The 15,808-nt window shown below is 73.9% G+C and carries 12 protein-coding genes; 7 read left to right on the forward strand and 5 right to left on the reverse strand.

Annotation, left to right across the window (positions count from 1 at the left end; translation table 11 throughout):
- Window positions 1–41: 41 nt before the first annotated feature.
- From ACFV4G_RS39990 to ACFV4G_RS40005, 4 genes are all read right to left on the reverse strand, one after another.
- The gene (locus tag ACFV4G_RS39990; protein WP_380447920.1) at window positions 42–839 is read right to left on the reverse strand and encodes a hypothetical protein; all 798 of its coding nucleotides are present in this window, start codon (window positions 837–839) and stop codon (window positions 42–44) included.
- Window positions 840–882: 43 nt separating this feature from the next.
- Window positions 883–3,408 carry a hypothetical protein gene (locus ACFV4G_RS39995; protein ID WP_380447921.1) on the reverse strand — a complete coding sequence of 842 codons (2,526 nt, stop codon included), beginning with the start codon at window positions 3,406–3,408 and terminating at the stop codon, window positions 883–885.
- A 272-nt stretch (window positions 3,409–3,680) separates the two neighbouring features.
- Window positions 3,681–4,871, reverse strand: coding sequence for a hypothetical protein (locus ACFV4G_RS40000; protein ID WP_380447923.1), 1,191 nt, complete (start codon window positions 4,869–4,871; stop codon window positions 3,681–3,683).
- Window positions 4,872–4,894: 23 nt separating this feature from the next.
- On the reverse strand, window positions 4,895–6,679 hold the full coding sequence (locus ACFV4G_RS40005; RefSeq protein ID WP_380447925.1) for a hypothetical protein: 1,785 nt from the start codon (window positions 6,677–6,679) through the stop codon (window positions 4,895–4,897).
- A 237-nt stretch (window positions 6,680–6,916) separates the two neighbouring features.
- Between ACFV4G_RS40005 and ACFV4G_RS40010 the strand changes: the two genes are divergently transcribed.
- The 5 genes from ACFV4G_RS40010 to ACFV4G_RS40030 all read left to right on the forward strand — a co-directional run bounded on the left by ACFV4G_RS40010 (window position 6,917) and on the right by ACFV4G_RS40030 (window position 13,374).
- The gene (locus tag ACFV4G_RS40010; protein WP_380447927.1) at window positions 6,917–7,915 is read left to right on the forward strand and encodes a DUF1702 family protein; all 999 of its coding nucleotides are present in this window, start codon (window positions 6,917–6,919) and stop codon (window positions 7,913–7,915) included.
- 109 nt (window positions 7,916–8,024) lie between these two features.
- A complete protein-coding gene (locus tag ACFV4G_RS40015; protein WP_380447929.1) occupies window positions 8,025–8,999 on the forward strand; it encodes a DUF1702 family protein in 975 nt (324 codons plus the stop codon).
- Window positions 9,000–9,122: 123 nt separating this feature from the next.
- Window positions 9,123–10,973, forward strand: coding sequence for a CRTAC1 family protein (locus tag ACFV4G_RS40020; RefSeq protein WP_380447940.1), 1,851 nt, complete (start codon window positions 9,123–9,125; stop codon window positions 10,971–10,973).
- A 5-nt stretch (window positions 10,974–10,978) separates the two neighbouring features.
- Complete coding sequence (locus tag ACFV4G_RS40025) at window positions 10,979–11,995, forward strand: enediyne biosynthesis protein (RefSeq protein WP_380447931.1); 1,017 nt, start codon at window positions 10,979–10,981, stop codon at window positions 11,993–11,995.
- Window positions 11,992–13,374, forward strand: coding sequence for a cytochrome P450 (locus tag ACFV4G_RS40030; protein WP_380447932.1), 1,383 nt, complete (start codon window positions 11,992–11,994; stop codon window positions 13,372–13,374). Before ACFV4G_RS40025 ends, ACFV4G_RS40030 begins: the two co-directional genes overlap by 4 nt.
- 137 nt (window positions 13,375–13,511) lie before the next feature.
- Here ACFV4G_RS40030 and ACFV4G_RS40035 read toward each other — a convergent pair whose 3' ends face one another.
- Entirely contained in the window at window positions 13,512–14,279 is a 768-nt protein-coding gene (locus ACFV4G_RS40035) for a helix-turn-helix transcriptional regulator (RefSeq protein ID WP_380447934.1), read from the reverse strand.
- Window positions 14,280–14,878: 599 nt separating this feature from the next.
- Here ACFV4G_RS40035 and ACFV4G_RS40040 point away from each other — a divergent pair.
- Complete coding sequence (locus ACFV4G_RS40040; protein WP_380447936.1) at window positions 14,879–15,409, forward strand: DUF5987 family protein; 531 nt, start codon at window positions 14,879–14,881, stop codon at window positions 15,407–15,409.
- The coding region (locus tag ACFV4G_RS40045) for an FAD-dependent oxidoreductase (protein WP_380447938.1) at window positions 15,406–15,808 on the forward strand (403 nt) is incomplete at its 3' end. The genes ACFV4G_RS40040 and ACFV4G_RS40045, both read left to right, overlap by 4 nt.

Consider the following 15,808-nt stretch of genomic DNA (forward strand, 5'->3'; position numbering starts at 1 on the left):
ATTTTCTTTATCCGGCGACCACCGAGAAAAACACTCTATTATTAGTCCGCAGCGTATGATGTGTATAAGAGACAGGGACCGCCCACGGCGACCACCGGCAGGCCGTCGAGCCCGGCCTCGGCCGCCGCGTGGCCGACCTGCTCGCGCAGCACGGCCAGGGCGTGCCGGGCCGTCCCGGCGGGCACCTCCCGCCCGTCGACCCACAGGACGGCCATGTCGTCGTAGCGCGCCGGGTGCTGCTCGGCCCGTGCGATGACGCGCTCCCAGCGGGCGGCGGAGCCGGGCGCGTCGCGGGCCTCGCGCAGCGCCGCGAGGGCTGCGTCGCCGGCCGGGCCGCCGCCGGCCACGGCGCCGCCGAGGAGCGCGGCGTCGAAGGCCGCGCCCAGGCCGCCCTCCGGGGTGTGGCGGACGAAGCGCCGGACGCCGACGCTGCGCCGCGCGGTGACGCACACGCTCACCTCTATGGTCGTCGTGCCGAGCGCGCAGACGGCCCAAGTGCCGTCCAGTGCCTCGCCGTTGTGTCGCAGGAGGGCCAGGACGGCCGTGGCGGGCCGCAGTTCGACGACCGGGGTGGTGCGGCCGAAGGCCTCGGCGATCCGGTCCCGGTAGAGCGGCGGCATGGCCTCGGGGGCGACCAGGACGGCCCGGGAGGGTTTGCCGTAGCGCGCCCGGAAGGCGGCGCAGGCGGCGGCCAGCGTGCGCGCCGGATCCTGCCCGGACGGGACGGGCACGCCCTCGCCGGGGACGGCGCCCGGCAGTTCGGCGAGCGCGGGCAGGCGGTCGGGGCGGACGTGCGCGAGCCGCACGAAACGCGTGCCGACGTCGACGGCGAGGGTCATCCGGCACGCTCCTCTGCGGCTGCGCGGCCTGTTCTTCCCCGGCTCACTTGCGGCGCCTCCTGCCGAAGATGCCGCGGCGGTCCTGTGGCTGGGCCGCCGACTCGGCGGACTCGGCCGTGCCGTACCAGCCGTCGTAGCGGAGCAGCTCCCGGGCGTACTCCTGGCGTTGCGCCTCCTGGTGGGCCATGTTGAGCAGGGACAGGCGCAGCCGGGTGGCGCCCTGGGTCTGCAGGATGACGTGGTACAGGTGCTGTGCCAACGGGCGTGCCCGGTACCAGAGTTCGGCGAGGAGCAGGTCCACCTCCTCGGTCCGCCAGCGGAGCAGGCCGGGCAGCAGTTCGGTCGTCGGGTCGATCGGGTAGCCGCCGGCGTGCACGTCGGACAGGGCGATGCCGAGCTGGACGGGGGCGGGCGGCCCCTGGAGGAGGTGGCGGACCTTGTTGCGGGCGTTGAGCGAGTGCATCCCCGGCAGCTTGTCGAGCGCCGCGGTCACCGCGGGCGGCAGGCCGAGTTCGAGCCAGGCGGCCTCGCCGGCGAGCAGCCGCTTGTCCAGGGTCCGGACCAGCGCCTCCTGCCCGCGCACGTTGCGTTCCGCCAGCAGGCGCGTGACCGGCCAGCGTCCGGGGTCGGGGCGGGAGCCGAGCAGCGCGTCCACGGTCCGCTGCCAGAGGGCGTCGGAGGCGGCGGCGGACAGCCGTTCCGACAGCCGCGCGGCATAGGCGTCGGCCGGGCCGGAGCCCCGGCGCGGGTACACCCGGCCCGGCGCCGGCGGGGCCTCCCCGCCGAGCAGCCGGTCGAGGCCGGCGAGCGGGACGGCCTGGCCCTGGGCGGCGTAGAGCCGCAGCAGGTCCAGCTCGGCCGCGTACTCGGGGCGCACCTGCCCGGCCGCGGCCTCCAGGTGGACGGCCGCCGCGGCGAGCGCCGCCGCGAGTTCGGGGCCCTGCTGCCCGCGCGCGACCTCCCAGTAGGACGGCCACAGGTGCGAGACGACGAGCGGCCGCCGGTGGCGGACGGCGAGTTCGAGGAGCTCCTTCCAGAGCGCCGCGGGGATGGCCGTCCCGAAGTCCGCCGCGTCGCCGCGGCGCAGGTCGCGGTCGTCGGCGGCGCCGTACACGTAGGCGGTGAAGCGCAGCCAGCCGGTCGGGCCCGGGAGGCGCTCCTTCGCCGCGGCCCGCAGCAGCCGGTCGAGCACCGCGGCGCCGGGGCCGTCCTTGGCGAGCGCGGCGAACGCCCACGCGCGCCCGATCTCGGGCTGGGCGATCAGGACGCCGTCCGCCGGTGCGGCCTCGGCGCCGAAGGCTTGCTGGGCGGCCAGGACGACGACGCCGATCCACCGCTGGCGCGACCCGGCGACCGGCCCGGGCCGGCGCTGGTCGATCAGCGCCGCGAGCAGCTCGTCGAACGGGCCTGACCCGGGGCCGTGCAGCTCCCTGAGCAGGTCGAGCCAGGCGAACGCCCGGTCGAAGCCGCGGTCGGGATCGGGGTCGGCGAGCACCGACCCGGCCAGCCACTCCGGCAGCCCGGGCGACCAGTGGTCGCGCAGCAGCCGGACGGCGTGGTCGTCGCGCCGGTCCGGGCCGCCGGGGCGGGCGGTGCGGGCGAGGAAGAGGTAGAGCTCGCGGTGGCCGTCGGCGTCGAGCCGCCCGAGACCCTGGCGTTCGAACACCCGGGCGACGTCCTCGATCCGGGCGGTGCCCTCGCGGACCGCGGCGAGCACGGCGTCGACGAGGTCGACCTCGCGCAGGACGCGGAGCATGGCCGGGCCGTCGCTCCAGTGGATCGGCGCGGTGGCGGCCAGCAGGTGGGCGACGAGCTCCCGGCTGGTCCAGCCCTTGGCGCGCAGGCGCGTCAGCTCGGCCAGGTAGGCGGCGGCCCCGGGATCGGCGGGCTGGGCGGTGGCCGCGCCGAAGCGGACGGCGGTGCGGCCGGTGCGGGCGCTCTCGGCGAAGGTCAGCTGCACCTTGTGGTCGGAGTCGCCGGTCCAGCTGGCGCCGCTGAGCCAGTGCCGGCAGCCGTAGGGCAGCAGCGCGGCGATCGCGTCGACGATCCGCACCCGCCGCTCGGGGGTGGGCAGGCTGCGGCCGTCGGCGGTGATGGTGATCCGGTGTCCGGCGGTGAGCAGGGCGGCGACGCAGGCCGTCCACTCGAAGCCCACCTCGTCGACGACGGCGGCGAGTTCGGCGGCCGAGGAGGGCACGGACAGGCCGCCGAGGTCGAGGCGCAGCGGCCGGGCCGGCCCCTCCTCCGGGCCCGGCCAGCGCAGGCCGGCGGCGGCGTCGGCGAGCGTGGACCAGGTGACGCCGCGCGCCGCGGCCTGGGCCCATTCGACGAGCAGCAGGCGGGAGGTGATGATCGGTGCGCCGGTGCCGTCGCTGGTGCCGTCCCAGCTCTGCTCGATCAGGGCGCAGGCCGCGGTGCGTTCGCCCTCGACGCCGCTGAGGAAGACGCGCCAGGGCAGTCCGCCGGTCTCGTCGGGGCGGCGCACCTCGGGGGTGCCGGTCTGGGCGCCCCACAGGTAGCGGCGGGCGCGGTCCTCGTCGAGGCTGGCGGCGAGGAGCTCGTAGCCCATGGCCCGGCCGGGGTGCTTGCCGAGGACGGCCCAGTGGGCAGTGACGGGTTCGGTGGCGGCGGGCCGCTGCCGCTGCTCGGGTTGCCGCTGCGGACTGGGAAGCTGGGGACCCGGAAGCGGGGGACCGGGAAGCTGCGGACCCGGAAGCTGGGGACCGGGCGGGTGGGGACCGGGCTGTTGGGGCCCCGGCGAGTGCGGCGGGTGGGGCCCCGGCCGGTGCGGGTCCGGCAGGTGCGGGTCGGGCAGGTGCGGGTCGGGTGGCTGCACGGCCGTCACCGCAGCTTGATCTTGCGCGAGCGGATCCGGCGTTCGAGGTCGACCAGCGGCTCCAGGACGTTGATGGGCTGCGGGGAGGTGGCGATGCGGGGCTTCCCGCCGACCTGCTCGACGTTGGCGTAGAGGCGGTAGTCGAAGATGCCGTCGGCGTTGAGGCGGAAGCCGATCGCGGAGGTGGCGTAGTAGCTGATGCGGTCCGGTACGAAGTAGGCGTTCAGGGCGTCGCGGACGAGGGAGGCGCTGGAGCCGCGGAAGGTGTCGCAGATCCAGGTGAAGTAGCCGGCGGCCGCCTCGGCGGGCACGCGCGGGATGCGGGCGCCGACCCCGTCCTGGGTGACCCACCGCGCCTCGACGGAGGGCCGGAAGAGCAGCGGGTCGTCGAACTTGGCGACGCACACGGCGACGTGGTGCGGCAGCCGCCCGTTGATCATCCCGCGGCTGTCGCGGACGCGGCTGGTGATCGCGTTGAGGGTCGCGTAGAAGAAGTCCAGGCTCTGGGTGGCGTGTTCGCGGTCCAGGAGCGGGTCGAAGAGGTAGACGAGGCCGTTGGCCGCGGCGAGCTGGTCGACGATGGCCTCGTGGCTGGGGTGCTCGGGGCGGAAGACCTCGCCGCTGACGTCGTGGATGTCGAGCACGAAGCCGACCTGCCGGGTGCCGGCCAGCTTGCGCGGCTCCTCGCCCTGGAAGGCCCAGCTCATGCCCGCCGTGGCGGAGGTGGCGCCGGGGAAGCCGCGGTCGACGGCCAGCAGGCGCATGCCGCGGTTGAGGAACTCGATGGCCTCCTTGGTCATGCCGCTGATGACCCAGTTCCCCTTGCCGTGCCGGTTGTGCTGGATGGCGGCGATCGGCAGGGAGGAGAGGAAGGTGGTCTTGCCCGAGCGGGGCGCCCCCCACAGGCCGATGCGGACGGAGCCCGGCCCGTCCGGGCCGATCGCGCCGGGCGGCGAGGGCAGCGGCAGCGGGGGCAGGTTGCCGTCCTGCGCCATGCCGGGCGCGGCGGGGATGGCGGCGGCGTAGCCGTCGGGGATGGTGGGCTGGGGTGGGCCGCTGGGCGGGCCGTAGGGGCGCAGGCCCGGTCCGCCCTGGGTGTGCGGGCCCTCCCAGGCCGGTCCGGCGTCCGGCTCCGGCGGCAGGCCGTCCTTGGCCGCGGCGCCGTGGTCGGACGAGGGGTCGGGCAGGTTGGACATCGGGGGTCTCCTCGGTGCGGCGGTCAGAGCAGGGAACGGGCCAGGGCCAGCCGGCAGGGCGGCCCGTCGACGTGCCAGGGCGGGAGCAGGTCGAGGGCGGTCGCGGCGGGCGGCTGCCCGGGTGGGAGGGTGCCGTCGGTGCCGATCGTGTGCCAGGCCAGTTCGGTGTGGTCCCAGAGGGGCTGGAGGGCGAGTTCGCTGGGCCGTTCGTCCGCCGGTCCGTCCCGCCGGGCGAGCACGCGTACCCCGGCCTCGCGCAGGCCGGCCAGCTCGGCGCGCCAGTCGACGCCGAGCGGGCAGGCGGGCACCGGGCCCTGGCCGTGCTCGGCCCACTCGCAGGGCGGGCGGGCACCGAGGACCAGCACGGTGCGCTGCGGGCGCGCGCGGCCGGGCGGCGTCCAGGGCGGCGCGGTCGCCAGCCGGCGCAGCGCCTGCAGCGCGTCCTCCAGCGCCGACGCGGTGTCCCGGCGGCGGCGCTGCGGGCGCCAGCGGGCGAGTGCGGCGAGGGCGGTGGCGGGCGGGCCGAGCGGCAGGGTGTCGAGCAGCGTGCCCCGGGGCGCGTACCGGCTCTCGCGGACGTGGTGGTCGTAGTAGCCGACGAGGCCGACGTCGACGCCCGCGGCGGCGCCCTCGGGGCCGCTGAGGGCGGTGACGAGGCCGCGCGCGTAGTCGAGGCGGGCGGTGACCTCGTCGGGCGAGGCGCCGTAGCCGAGTTCGACGGCGAGGAGGAGGTGGAGGCGGGGCGGCCGGGCGAGGCGGCGGGGGAGGGCGGCGATGATCGTGCCGAGGTCGTCGCGGACGGGCTCGGCGGCGGAGCCGTCGGGCAGCAGCACCTCGACCTCGCCGGGGCCGTGCAGCACGAAGGTGAGGTCGGCGGAGCGCAGCGCGGGCAGCCGCACGCCGTGGGTGGAGACGGCGTCGTGCGGGGTGCCGCTGCCGGCGGCGACGACCGGGAGGGTGACGAGGGTGTCCGCGTCGACGCCGCCGTGGACGGTGACCGGCACCGTGACGGTCTCGCCGGGGCGCAGCCGGGCGCCGGCCGGGAAGAGGAGTTTGGCCTCGGGGCGGACGGCGCCGCTGAGCGCGTCGACGTCGGCGAGGACGAGGGAGTGGTCGCGGTGCAGGGGGGCGCCGCGCAGGAGGAGTCGAACTCCGGCCATTCCGCCGCTGACGGGGCCGAGTTGGGCGTCGGGCGAGCGAAGTGTGCGGGCGGCCTCGGCGGCGCGGGCGAGGAGCGGCCAGTCGGGGCGCTGGGTGAGCAGGACGGTGCGGTGGCGCCGCCCGTGGGGGAGCAGCGTGCCGAGCAGGCGGCGGACGGCGTCGTCGAGGGCGGCGCGGTCGACGGGCGGGCGGGTGCCGATGCCGCCGGCGAGCTGGAAGGCGCGGTCGGCGGGGTCCTCGGCGAACTCGGGGGCGAGGGCGGTCCAGGCCGCGCCGCCGAGGTCGACGGTGTGCGGGATGCCGTTGCGGTCGGCCTCGGCGCGGATCAACCCGACGCGTTCGTCGGTGAGTTCGACGAACCAGAGGACGGCGTCCGGGTGTTCGACGAGCTCCTCCAGCAGCCGGTCCCATGCGGGGCCCGGCTCGCCGGCCGGTCCGGGGTCGCCGGCGGCGAGGGCGGCCGCCTGTTCGTCCCAGTCGGCGCGGGCCGCGGCGAGCGCCTCCTCCTCGCGGCGGAGGTCGTCCGGGGTGGGCCCGCCGAGGAACACCTCGCCCTCCAGGCGCCAGCGGCAGCTGGTGCAGAACCCGCGTCCGCCCTGCGGACCGTGGCAGACCGGACACGCCCCGTCATTCGAGCCCCCGATCAATTTTGGCCTCCAGCTCGACAAGCGCGCACGGACCGTCGCAGAGAACGGCCGAAAACCGCCGCCTCCCCGTCGGGGCACTCATGGTGGCACAACACCCCCTCGGGATAGGGGTGTTCGCTCAAACGGTACGGAGCGGTTACCGCCTCGCAGCGCAACGCGGAAGATGCCCCAGGCGGGACCCGCCGCCGAGCATGTAACCGTGCCGCCGTATCGGACGGCGGGGGGCGGAGGGGAAACATGCCGACGGTCCTGGGAACGCTGCGCCGACTGGTCCTGGCGCCCTCGCCGGCGGAGGTGACGTTCGCCCGGCGCGGGTTCCCCGTGGCGTCCTCGCCGGTGACGCGCCGTCTGGAGGCGGTGCCGCAGGCGGTCGTGTGCGGGTTCGAGTGGGGAATCGAGGCGCGGGGGCCGCGCGAGGTCGAGGACCGGCTGCGCCTGGTGGACGCGGAGCAGCGCGGGTTCGCCTTCGAGGGCGCGACGATGGCCTTCACCGTCCTGGACGCGATGGGCCGGGGGCACCGCACCCGGGACCTCCTGACCGGGGCCGGGCAGCCGCACGTCTTCCTCGCGTACATCGGGATCGGGTTCGCGATGGCGCGCCTGCCGCGGCAGTTGTGGCCCAAGGTGCTGCCGGACCTGTCCGGCACGCCGTACCACCCGACGATGAGCTGGCTGGCCGTCGACGGGTACGGCTTCGACCTCGCGTACTTCCACACCCGGCGCTGGGTGGACGAGCAGCGGGTGCCGAGCCCTTACCCCTGGCAGGGTGCGCCGGGCTACTTCCCGCGTGCGGTGGACCAGGGGATCGGGCGGGCGCTGTGGTTCATCCACGGCGCGCAGCACCGCCAAGTGGCGTCGGCCGTGCGCACGTTCGCGCCGCACCGGCAGGCCGACCTGTGGAGCGGGGTGGGCCTCGCGGCGACGTTCGCCGGCGGGTGCGGCGCCGCGCAGCTGGCGGAGCTGGGCGAGGAGGCGGGCGAGCACCGGGCGGAGCTGGCGCAGGGGTCGGTGTTCGCCTCGAAGGCCCGGGTGTACGCGGGCTTCGTCCCCGCGCACGGCGAGGAGGCCTCGCAGGCGCTCACCGGCCTGTCGGTCGCGGACGCGGCGGCGCTCGGCGACGAGTGCGCGGTGTTCGCCGACGCGGCCTCGCCCGCGGACCCGCCGGCGTACGAGGCGTGGCGCACGAACGTGCGCAAGCGGTTCGCCGCGTCGGATCCCGGCCGCGGCACCGGCTGAGCATTCCGGAAGAAAGACCAGAGCATTCGCGAAGAAGCGGCCGTCCGCCGGAACGGGAATTATCCAGGGTAAGGCTCGTCAATCTCCGTACCACGGAAAGGAGAGCAGAGTGCCAAGCCCGTTGCGGACATTACGGCGGCGCGTGCTGACGCCGAACACCGCCGAGACCAAGCTGGCCAAGCGGGGTTTCCACGAGAAGTCGCCGGAGGCCCGGGAACTCCTCGAAACCGTCGGGAGCCGCTTCCTCGAAGGCTATGCGTACGCGGTGGAGTCCGGTGCGCCCGCCGAGGCGGAGCACCGGCTGGAAAACGTCCCGCACCGATTCCGCGGTTTCGCCTACGAGGGGGCCGGCATGGGATTCGCCATGCTGGACGGGCTGCCGTTGCAGGGCCGCGGCTGGGTGGGGGGATTCCTCGCCGGGCGGGGGGCCGACCACCACTACATGGTGTACGTCGGAATCGGCTGGGCGATGGCGCGGCTGCCGCGTTTCTGCTGGCCCGACATCACCGCCCTCGACCCCCTGCTGCGCTGGCTCGTGCTCGACGGCTACGGATTCCACCAGGCGTACTTCGCGACCGACCGGTACGTCCACGGCCGGTTCCGCGAGCGGGCGTTCCCGTGGCCGGCCGACGACTCGCCCGGGTACGTGAACCGGGCGATCGACCAGGGGATCGGCCGGGCGCTGTGGTTCGTCGGCGGCACCGACCCGGGCGTCGTCGCCGGGCTGATCGAGCGGTTCCACGAGTCCCGGCACTCCGACCTGTACGGCGGCGCCGGCCTGGCCGCGGCCTACGCGGGCGGCGTGGACGAGGCGGAGCTGCGGGACTTCCGGGAGCGGGCCGGCGCGCACCGGGCGATCGTCGCCCAGGGCGCCGCGTTCGCGTGCGAGGCCCGCATCCACGCGGGGCTGCTCGGCCCGCACACCGAGCTCGCCGCCGAGGTGCTCTGCGGCACCTCCGCCGCCGCGGCCGCCAAGGTCACCCAGGACCTGCGCCCCACCGGCCGCTCGAACGGCCCGGTGCCGTCCTTCGAGACCTGGCGCCGGGCCATCGCCGACGCGTTCGCCACCACGGGAAGGAACTGACCGGTGCCCACCCTCCTTGGCCGGGTCCGCCTGCAACTGCCCGGCATCATCGCCGTGCTGGCGATCGTCGCCGGCTACTTCCTGGTGCTGCCGCCGACGACGTCGGCCGCCGAGCAGGACACCATGGCGAGCCGCTTCCACTTCACGCCGCTGCCGATCGAGCTGCCGCCCGCGGCGAAGCAGCAGACGATCCGCACCGTCAACAAGGACTACGAGCACATCCGCGCCTGGATCTCCTCGGTCGGCGCGGCCATCACCATGACGGACCTGCGCGGCAGCGGCAAGTCCGGCGACCTGTGCCTGGTCGACACCCGCACCGACCAGGTCGACGTCACACCCGTGCCCGGCTCCGACGGCCCGCACTACGCGCCGTTCGCACTCGACCCGTCCCCGCTGCCGATGAACGACTACATCGCGCCGATGGGCTGCGTGGCGGGTGACTTCAACGAGGACGGCCGCACCGACCTGCTGGTCTACTACTGGGGCCGCACCCCGGTCCTGTTCCTCGCCAAGCCCGACGCCACCACGCTCGACGCGCACGCCTTCGAGCCGGTCGAGCTCGTGCCCGGACCCAACGCGACCGACGGCAAGTACACCGGCGCGCAGTGGAACACCAACACCGCGACCGTCGCGGACTTCGACGGGGACGGCCACCAGGACCTCTTCATCGGCAACTACTTCCCCGACGGGCCCATCCTGGACGACCGGGTCAGCGGCGGCGTGGTCATGAACCACTCGATGTCCCACGCCCAGAACAGCGGCGGCAAGTACATCTGCCGCTGGACCGGCGGCAACACGGCCGACAAACCCTCCGCCGCGTTCCAGTGCTCCGACGACGCCTTCCCCGCGGAGGCCAAGCACGGCTGGTCGCTCGCCTCCAGCTCGATCGACCTCGACGGCGACCAGCTGCCCGAGCTGTACGTCGCCAACGACTTCGGCAACGACCGCCTGCTGCACAACGTCTCCACCCCCGGCCACCCGAAGTTCGACCTCGTCACCGGGCCGCGCGACGGCTCCACGCCGAAGTCCAAGATCCTCGGCAACGACTCCTTCAAGGGCATGGGCGTCGACTTCGGCGACCTGTCCGGCAAGAAGGGCCTCTACGACCTGTTCGTCAGCAACATCACCACCTCCTTCGGCATCGAGGAGAGCAACTTCCAGTTCATGAACACCGCGCGGGACCAGGCCGACCTGCGCGCCCAGCTCTCCAACGGCACCGCCCCGTTCGTCGACCACAGCGCCGAGGACGGCACCGCGTGGTCCGGCTGGGGCTGGGACGTCAAGATGGGCGACTTCGACAACAGCGGGCAGCTCGCGATCGTCCAGGCCACCGGCTTCGTCAAGGGCAAGACCAACCGCTGGCCGCAGCTCCAGGAGCTCGCGACCGCCAACGACGCCCTGCTCGACAACCCGTGGTGGTGGCCCAACGTCAAGGCCGGCGACGACATCGGCGGCGACCAGACCCTGCGCTTCTTCGTGAAGGGCGCCGACGGCCACTACAGCAACCTCTCCGGCCGCCTCGGCCTCGCCGTCCCCGTGCCCACCCGCGGCATCGCCACCGGCGACGCCTACGGCGACGGCAAACTCGACTTCGCGGTGGCCCGCCAGTGGGACGCCCCGGTCTTCTACCGCAACGACAGCCCCGACACCGGCTCCTACCTCGGTCTGCGGCTCACCTACGACACCCCCGCCGCCGCCGGACCGATGCCCGCCCCCGGATCCCCGGCGATCGGCGCCGAGGTCGAGGTCACCACCCCCGACGGGCGCAAGCTCATCGACCGCGTCGACGGCGGCAGCGGCCACTCCGGCAAGCGCAGCCACTACGTGCACATCGGCCTGGGCAAGGGCGTCACCGGCCCGATGCCGGTCAAGCTCCAGTGGCGCGACCGCGACGGCCAGGTGCACCAGCAGACCGTGACGCTCAGCCCGGGATGGCACTCGCTCCAACTCGGCAGCCAGGCCAAGGAGAAGTGACGCACATGGCAGACAAGGCCCCCACGACGACGCAGCCGGCACCCCCGGCGCCCGCCGCCACCGGCAAGGCGGCCACCGCCTCCCGGCACGAGCCCAAGGTCGTCATCGCGCTGCGCCGCTTCGCGATCTCGATCACGGTCTTCAACATCCTCGGCTACACCGTGCTCGGCTTCGAACAGCCCTGGACGTGGCCGCTGATCGCCCTCGCCACCGCCTACACCACCGAGATCGCGCTGGAGCTGGTCGGCGCCAAGGTCGAGGGCCGGCGCCCGCGCTTCCTCGGCAACGGCCTGCCCGGGGTGCTGGAGTTCCTCTACCCCTCGCACATCACCGGCCTCGCGCTCAACATGCTGACCTACGTCAACGACCGGGTCTACGTGATGATGTTCGGCGTCGTCTTCGCGGTCAGCGCAAAGTGGGTGCTGCGGGTGCCGGTGCGCGGCCGGCTGCGGCACTACATGAACCCGTCGAACTTCGGCATCGCCGCGATCCTCGTGCTCTTCCCGTGGGCCAGCATCGCCCCGCCGTACCACTTCACCGAGCACGTCAACACCCCGTTCGGCTGGCTGATCGTGCTCGGCATCCTGATGTCCGGCACCATCCTCAACGCCAAGCTCACCGGCCGGATGTGGCTGATCCTCGGCTGGCTCTCCGCCTTCGCCCTCCAGGCCGTGCTCCGCGGGCTGATCTTCGGCACGTCGATCCAGGGCGCGCTCGCGATGATGACGGGCGTCGCCTTCGTCCTCTTCACCAACTACATGATCACCGACCCCGGCACCACCCCGTCGAAGCCCGCCAACCAGATGGCCTTCGGCGCCGGCGTCGCGCTGATCTACGCCCTGTTCATGATCGCCCACATCGCGTACGGCATCTTCTTCGCCACCGCCCTCACCTGCCTGATCCGCGGCCTCTACCTCTGGTACGTCCACTTCCGCGACCGCGGTCAGGAGGAGGCGCGGGCGACCCTCCTGCGGGCGAGTACGACCGGCAAGACCGCGGTGGCCGGAAAGGTCGCGGCGTGACCGCCGCTTCCAACCGGCGGGTGCCGCCCGGCCCTCCGCGCCGGGCGGCGCCCACCCTGCTGCGCCGCCTCGCCGGCGACCGCCTCGCCCTGATGCGGGCGGCCGCCACCGAGTACGGGGACGCGGTCCGGATCTCCATCGGTCCGAAGACCCTCTACTTCTTCAACCACCCCGACCACGCCAAGCACGTCCTGGCCGACAACGCCGCCAACTACCACAAGGGCATCGGGCTGATCCAGGCCCGCCGGGCCCTCGGCGACGGACTGCTCACCAGCGAGGGCGAGCTGTGGCGCGAACAGCGCCGCGCGATCCAGCCCGTCTTCCAGCACAAGCGGATCAGCCGGCAGGCCGACGCGGTCGCCGAGGAGGCCGCCAAACTCGTCGCCCGCCTGCGGGCGTTCGAGGACGGCCGGCCGGTCGACCTCGTCCAGGAGCTCACCGGGCTCACCCTCGGCGTGCTCGGCCGCACCCTGCTCGACACCGACCTCGGCGCCTTCGAGTCGATCGGCCACGAGTTCGAGGCCGTGCAGGACCAGGCCATGTTCGACATGGTGACGCTCGGCGCCGTGCCCGGCTGGATCCCGCTGCCCACGCAGCGGCGCTTCCGCCGGGCGCGCGCCGAACTCCAGCGCGTCGTCGACGCGCTGGTCGCCGAGCGGAACGCCCGCGACGGCGGTGCCGAGGGAGACGACGCGCTGTCGCTGATCATCGACTCGGCCCACGGCGAGCCCGACCCCGCGGTCGGGCGCCGGCGGCTGCGCGACGAGATCGTCACCCTGCTCCTCGCCGGGCACGAGACCACCGCGAGCACCCTCGGCTGGACCTTCTACCTGGTGGACCGCCACCCCGAGGTGTTCGACCGGCTCCACGCCGAGGCCGTCGAGGTCCTCGGCGACCGCCCGCCGGAGTACGAGGACCTGCACCGGCTGCGGTACACCTCCCGCGTGGTGGAGGAGGTCATGCGCCTCTACCCGCCGGTCTGGATCCTGCCCCGGCAGGCCCAGGCCGACGACGAGATCGGCGGGTACCACGTGCCCGCCGGATCGGACGTCCTGATCTGCCCGTACACCCTGCACCGCCACCCGGCGTTCTGGGACGCCCCCGAGCAGTTCGACCCGGACCGCTTCGACCCCGACCGGCCCCGCCCGGAGGGCGCGGGCCCGGAGCGCCCGCGCTACGCCTACCTGCCGTTCGGCGCGGGCCCGCGGTTCTGCGTCGGCAGCCACCTCGGGCTGCTGGAGGCGACGTTCACCATCGCCGTCCTCGTGCGCGAGCTGCGGCTCGCGAAGGTGCCGGGGCACCGCGTGGTGCCCGAGCCGATGCTGTCGCTGCGCGTGCGCGGCGGCCTGCCGATGACGGTGCACCGTGCCCGGGGCTGAACGGCCCGCCGGGTAGCCGCGGGAAGACGGACGAGGGGCCCATCGTGCTCGGTGGGCCCCTCTGTCGTGCGCGGCTGTCCCGTCGGCTGCCGGCCCCACCCGCCGTCCGCTGCCCGGCGACGGCGCGTGAAGGCCCGTCAGCCGGTGCCCGCTCGCGCCAGGCCGGCGCGCACGGCGGCCGTCCGGACGTCCATCAGGGCCAGCAGGACCGGCGGGTCGACGGTGTGCTTGGGCCGCATCACCAGGTCGGCCGGGATCACCGGGACGTCCGCGCGCACCTCGATCGGCCCGACCGAGCCGACGAACACCTCCTGCTCGCCGAGCAGGACCTCGTCGAAGGCCGCGGGCACCGAGTGCGCCAGCAGGTACCACGTCCCGGGGGGAACACCGTCGATCAGGTACCGCCCGGGGCCGGGGAGGACGACGCAGCCGGCCGGACGGCCCTGGGGGATGCGGGTGGGGAAGAGGCCGAGGAACACCTGCCCGAGTAACCCGGCGACGGCGCTGCGCACTTCGCCCCGTACGGAGGACGTCTCGTCGGCCGCGTGGCCCTCGACGCCGATCCCCGGGGTGTAGCCGCCGAGTTGGCGGAACATGGTGGGGGAGATGCCGACACTGGCCGCGAAGCGGGAGCTGAACGTCCCGACGCTGTTGTACCCGACGTGGTGGCTGATCTCGGTGACGGTGAACGTCGTTTCCAGCAGGAGACGTTTGGCCTCCTGTATCCGGATCGCGGAGAGGAACCGCCGGGGCGACACCCCGGTGACGCGCTGGAATTCTCGCGAGAAGTGGAATTTGCTGTACATCGCGGCGCGCGCCATGTCGTCTATGGTGAGTATCTCACCAATGTTTTCCTGCATCGTCTCGATGGCGCGAGTCACGGCCTGTTCGATAGCCGGCTTCATTGCTACCCCAGATTCTAGGAGCCGCTTTCGGTTCGACAGTTGTGATGCGCTGGCGCCGACCTGACCAGCAATAACCGCGGTCGTCTGGTCCCCCCCTCGGCAGCGTCAGTGCCCATGTTCAACCCACCCCCCTCCGCCCGGGAACGTTCAGCGGTTCTTCACCGCGGGTTGGCGGGCGGTCTCGGTCACCCAGGGACCGCCATGATCGGAAGTTGCGCGTCCGTGATGAATGAAGACCGTAGCAGTGCATGTCAGGCGCAACAAGAGCCCGTCATATTCATGGCATGCCCTCAGCCAGTGGCGGAATACCTACTCCGGCGTATTGCCGTCCGAGGCAGCAACACGGAAGAAGCGGACATGGCAAGTACGCGGCAAGTCCGCGCAACTGACGGGGCGTCGGGGCAGCAACGCCGAAGATGCGCGGGCGCGTGGTTCGCATGCACGATACTGCCGTCGCGCCTGCGAAACGGGGGGTGGCGGTGCCCGCGCTCCGGTTTCCGAACGGGGCGCACCGGTGTCGGCCCCCCGGCTTTCCCACCCACGAACCCGAGGAGACGCCAGTGCGCTCCGACATATCGGATGAGTACCGGGCTCGAACGATGACCCTGGAGGCATTCGCGGACACCATCGTCCCCGGCGAGAAGAGGTCACCCGACGACCGGGCGGTGGCCGGGGTCTCAGCCGGCGGCGGCGCCGTGGCGGCCGGGGCGATCGAGCTCCTGGAGACGCCCGCCACCGGGATCTCCACCGCCCTGGACGACTACGCCGAGGCGCTCAACCGCCACGCCCGCGCCTTCGCGGCCGGGCGGGGGCTCGCGCTCGACGACGACGTCCCGCCGTTCGTCGCGCTCGCCTTCGACGACCGCACGGCGCTGGCCCGGGAACTGACGTCGCCCCGGCACCCCGAGAAGGAGCTGTGGGTGCTGCTGACCCTCTTCAGCAACATGGCCTTCGACACCGCGGCCCACCTGCACACCACCGACGCCATGGCGGCCGGCCACCCGGGCCTCCTCGCGATGGGCTTCTTCGACCCGGGCGAGGACGCCCTGTGGCGGTTCCCCGACTTCTCCTACGGCCGCCCGCTGGCCGAGATCCACCCGGACACGACGGCGACAGGGAGCCCCGCATGACCTCCACGGAGAAGACCGACGTCCTCATAGTCGGCAGCGGTTTCGGCGGCGCGATCGCGGCGTACCACCTGGCCGCGGGCGGTGCGAAGGTCACCGTCCTGGAGCGCGGCCCGTGGCTGACGGCCGGCGACTTCGAGCACGACTTCCTGCTCGGCTCCTCCTACACCCGGATCTTCGACTTCGTCGTCGGCGACGGGATGAGCCTGCTCGGCGGCAACTGCGTCGGCGGCGGCAGCGTCGTCTACTTCGCCGCGATGCCGCGCGCCCCGCGCTTCGTCTTCGACCGCGTCAACGCCACCGGCGCGGGGGGGGGGGCGGGCGGGGGGCGCCCCCCCCGCCGCCCCCCCCGGGGCCCACGCCGGGCCCCGGCCCGGGGCCGACCACACCCCGGCACGGTAG

Origin of the sequence: Kitasatospora sp. NPDC059747, assembly GCF_042732955.1 — a bacterium.
Taxonomy (GTDB): Bacteria; Actinomycetota; Actinomycetes; order Streptomycetales; family Streptomycetaceae; genus Kitasatospora.

Excerpts from the sequence above, each read along its gene's own strand:
- ACFV4G_RS40020 (WP_380447940.1), top strand. The coding sequence starts at position 9,123 with ATGGCGAGCCGCTTCCACTTCACGCCGCTGCCGATCGAGCTGCCGCCC.
- ACFV4G_RS39990 (WP_380447920.1), bottom strand. The coding sequence starts at position 839 with ATGACCCTCGCCGTCGACGTCGGCACGCGTTTCGTGCGGCTCGCGCAC.
- ACFV4G_RS40010 (WP_380447927.1), top strand. The coding sequence starts at position 6,917 with ATGCCGACGGTCCTGGGAACGCTGCGCCGACTGGTCCTGGCGCCCTCG.
- ACFV4G_RS40035 (WP_380447934.1), bottom strand. The coding sequence starts at position 14,279 with ATGAAGCCGGCTATCGAACAGGCCGTGACTCGCGCCATCGAGACGATG.
- ACFV4G_RS40025 (WP_380447931.1), top strand. The coding sequence starts at position 10,979 with ATGGCAGACAAGGCCCCCACGACGACGCAGCCGGCACCCCCGGCGCCC.
- ACFV4G_RS39995 (WP_380447921.1), bottom strand. The coding sequence starts at position 3,408 with ATGGGCTACGAGCTCCTCGCCGCCAGCCTCGACGAGGACCGCGCCCGC.
- ACFV4G_RS40000 (WP_380447923.1), bottom strand. The coding sequence starts at position 4,871 with ATGTCCAACCTGCCCGACCCCTCGTCCGACCACGGCGCCGCGGCCAAG.
- ACFV4G_RS40040 (WP_380447936.1), top strand. The coding sequence starts at position 14,879 with ATGACCCTGGAGGCATTCGCGGACACCATCGTCCCCGGCGAGAAGAGG.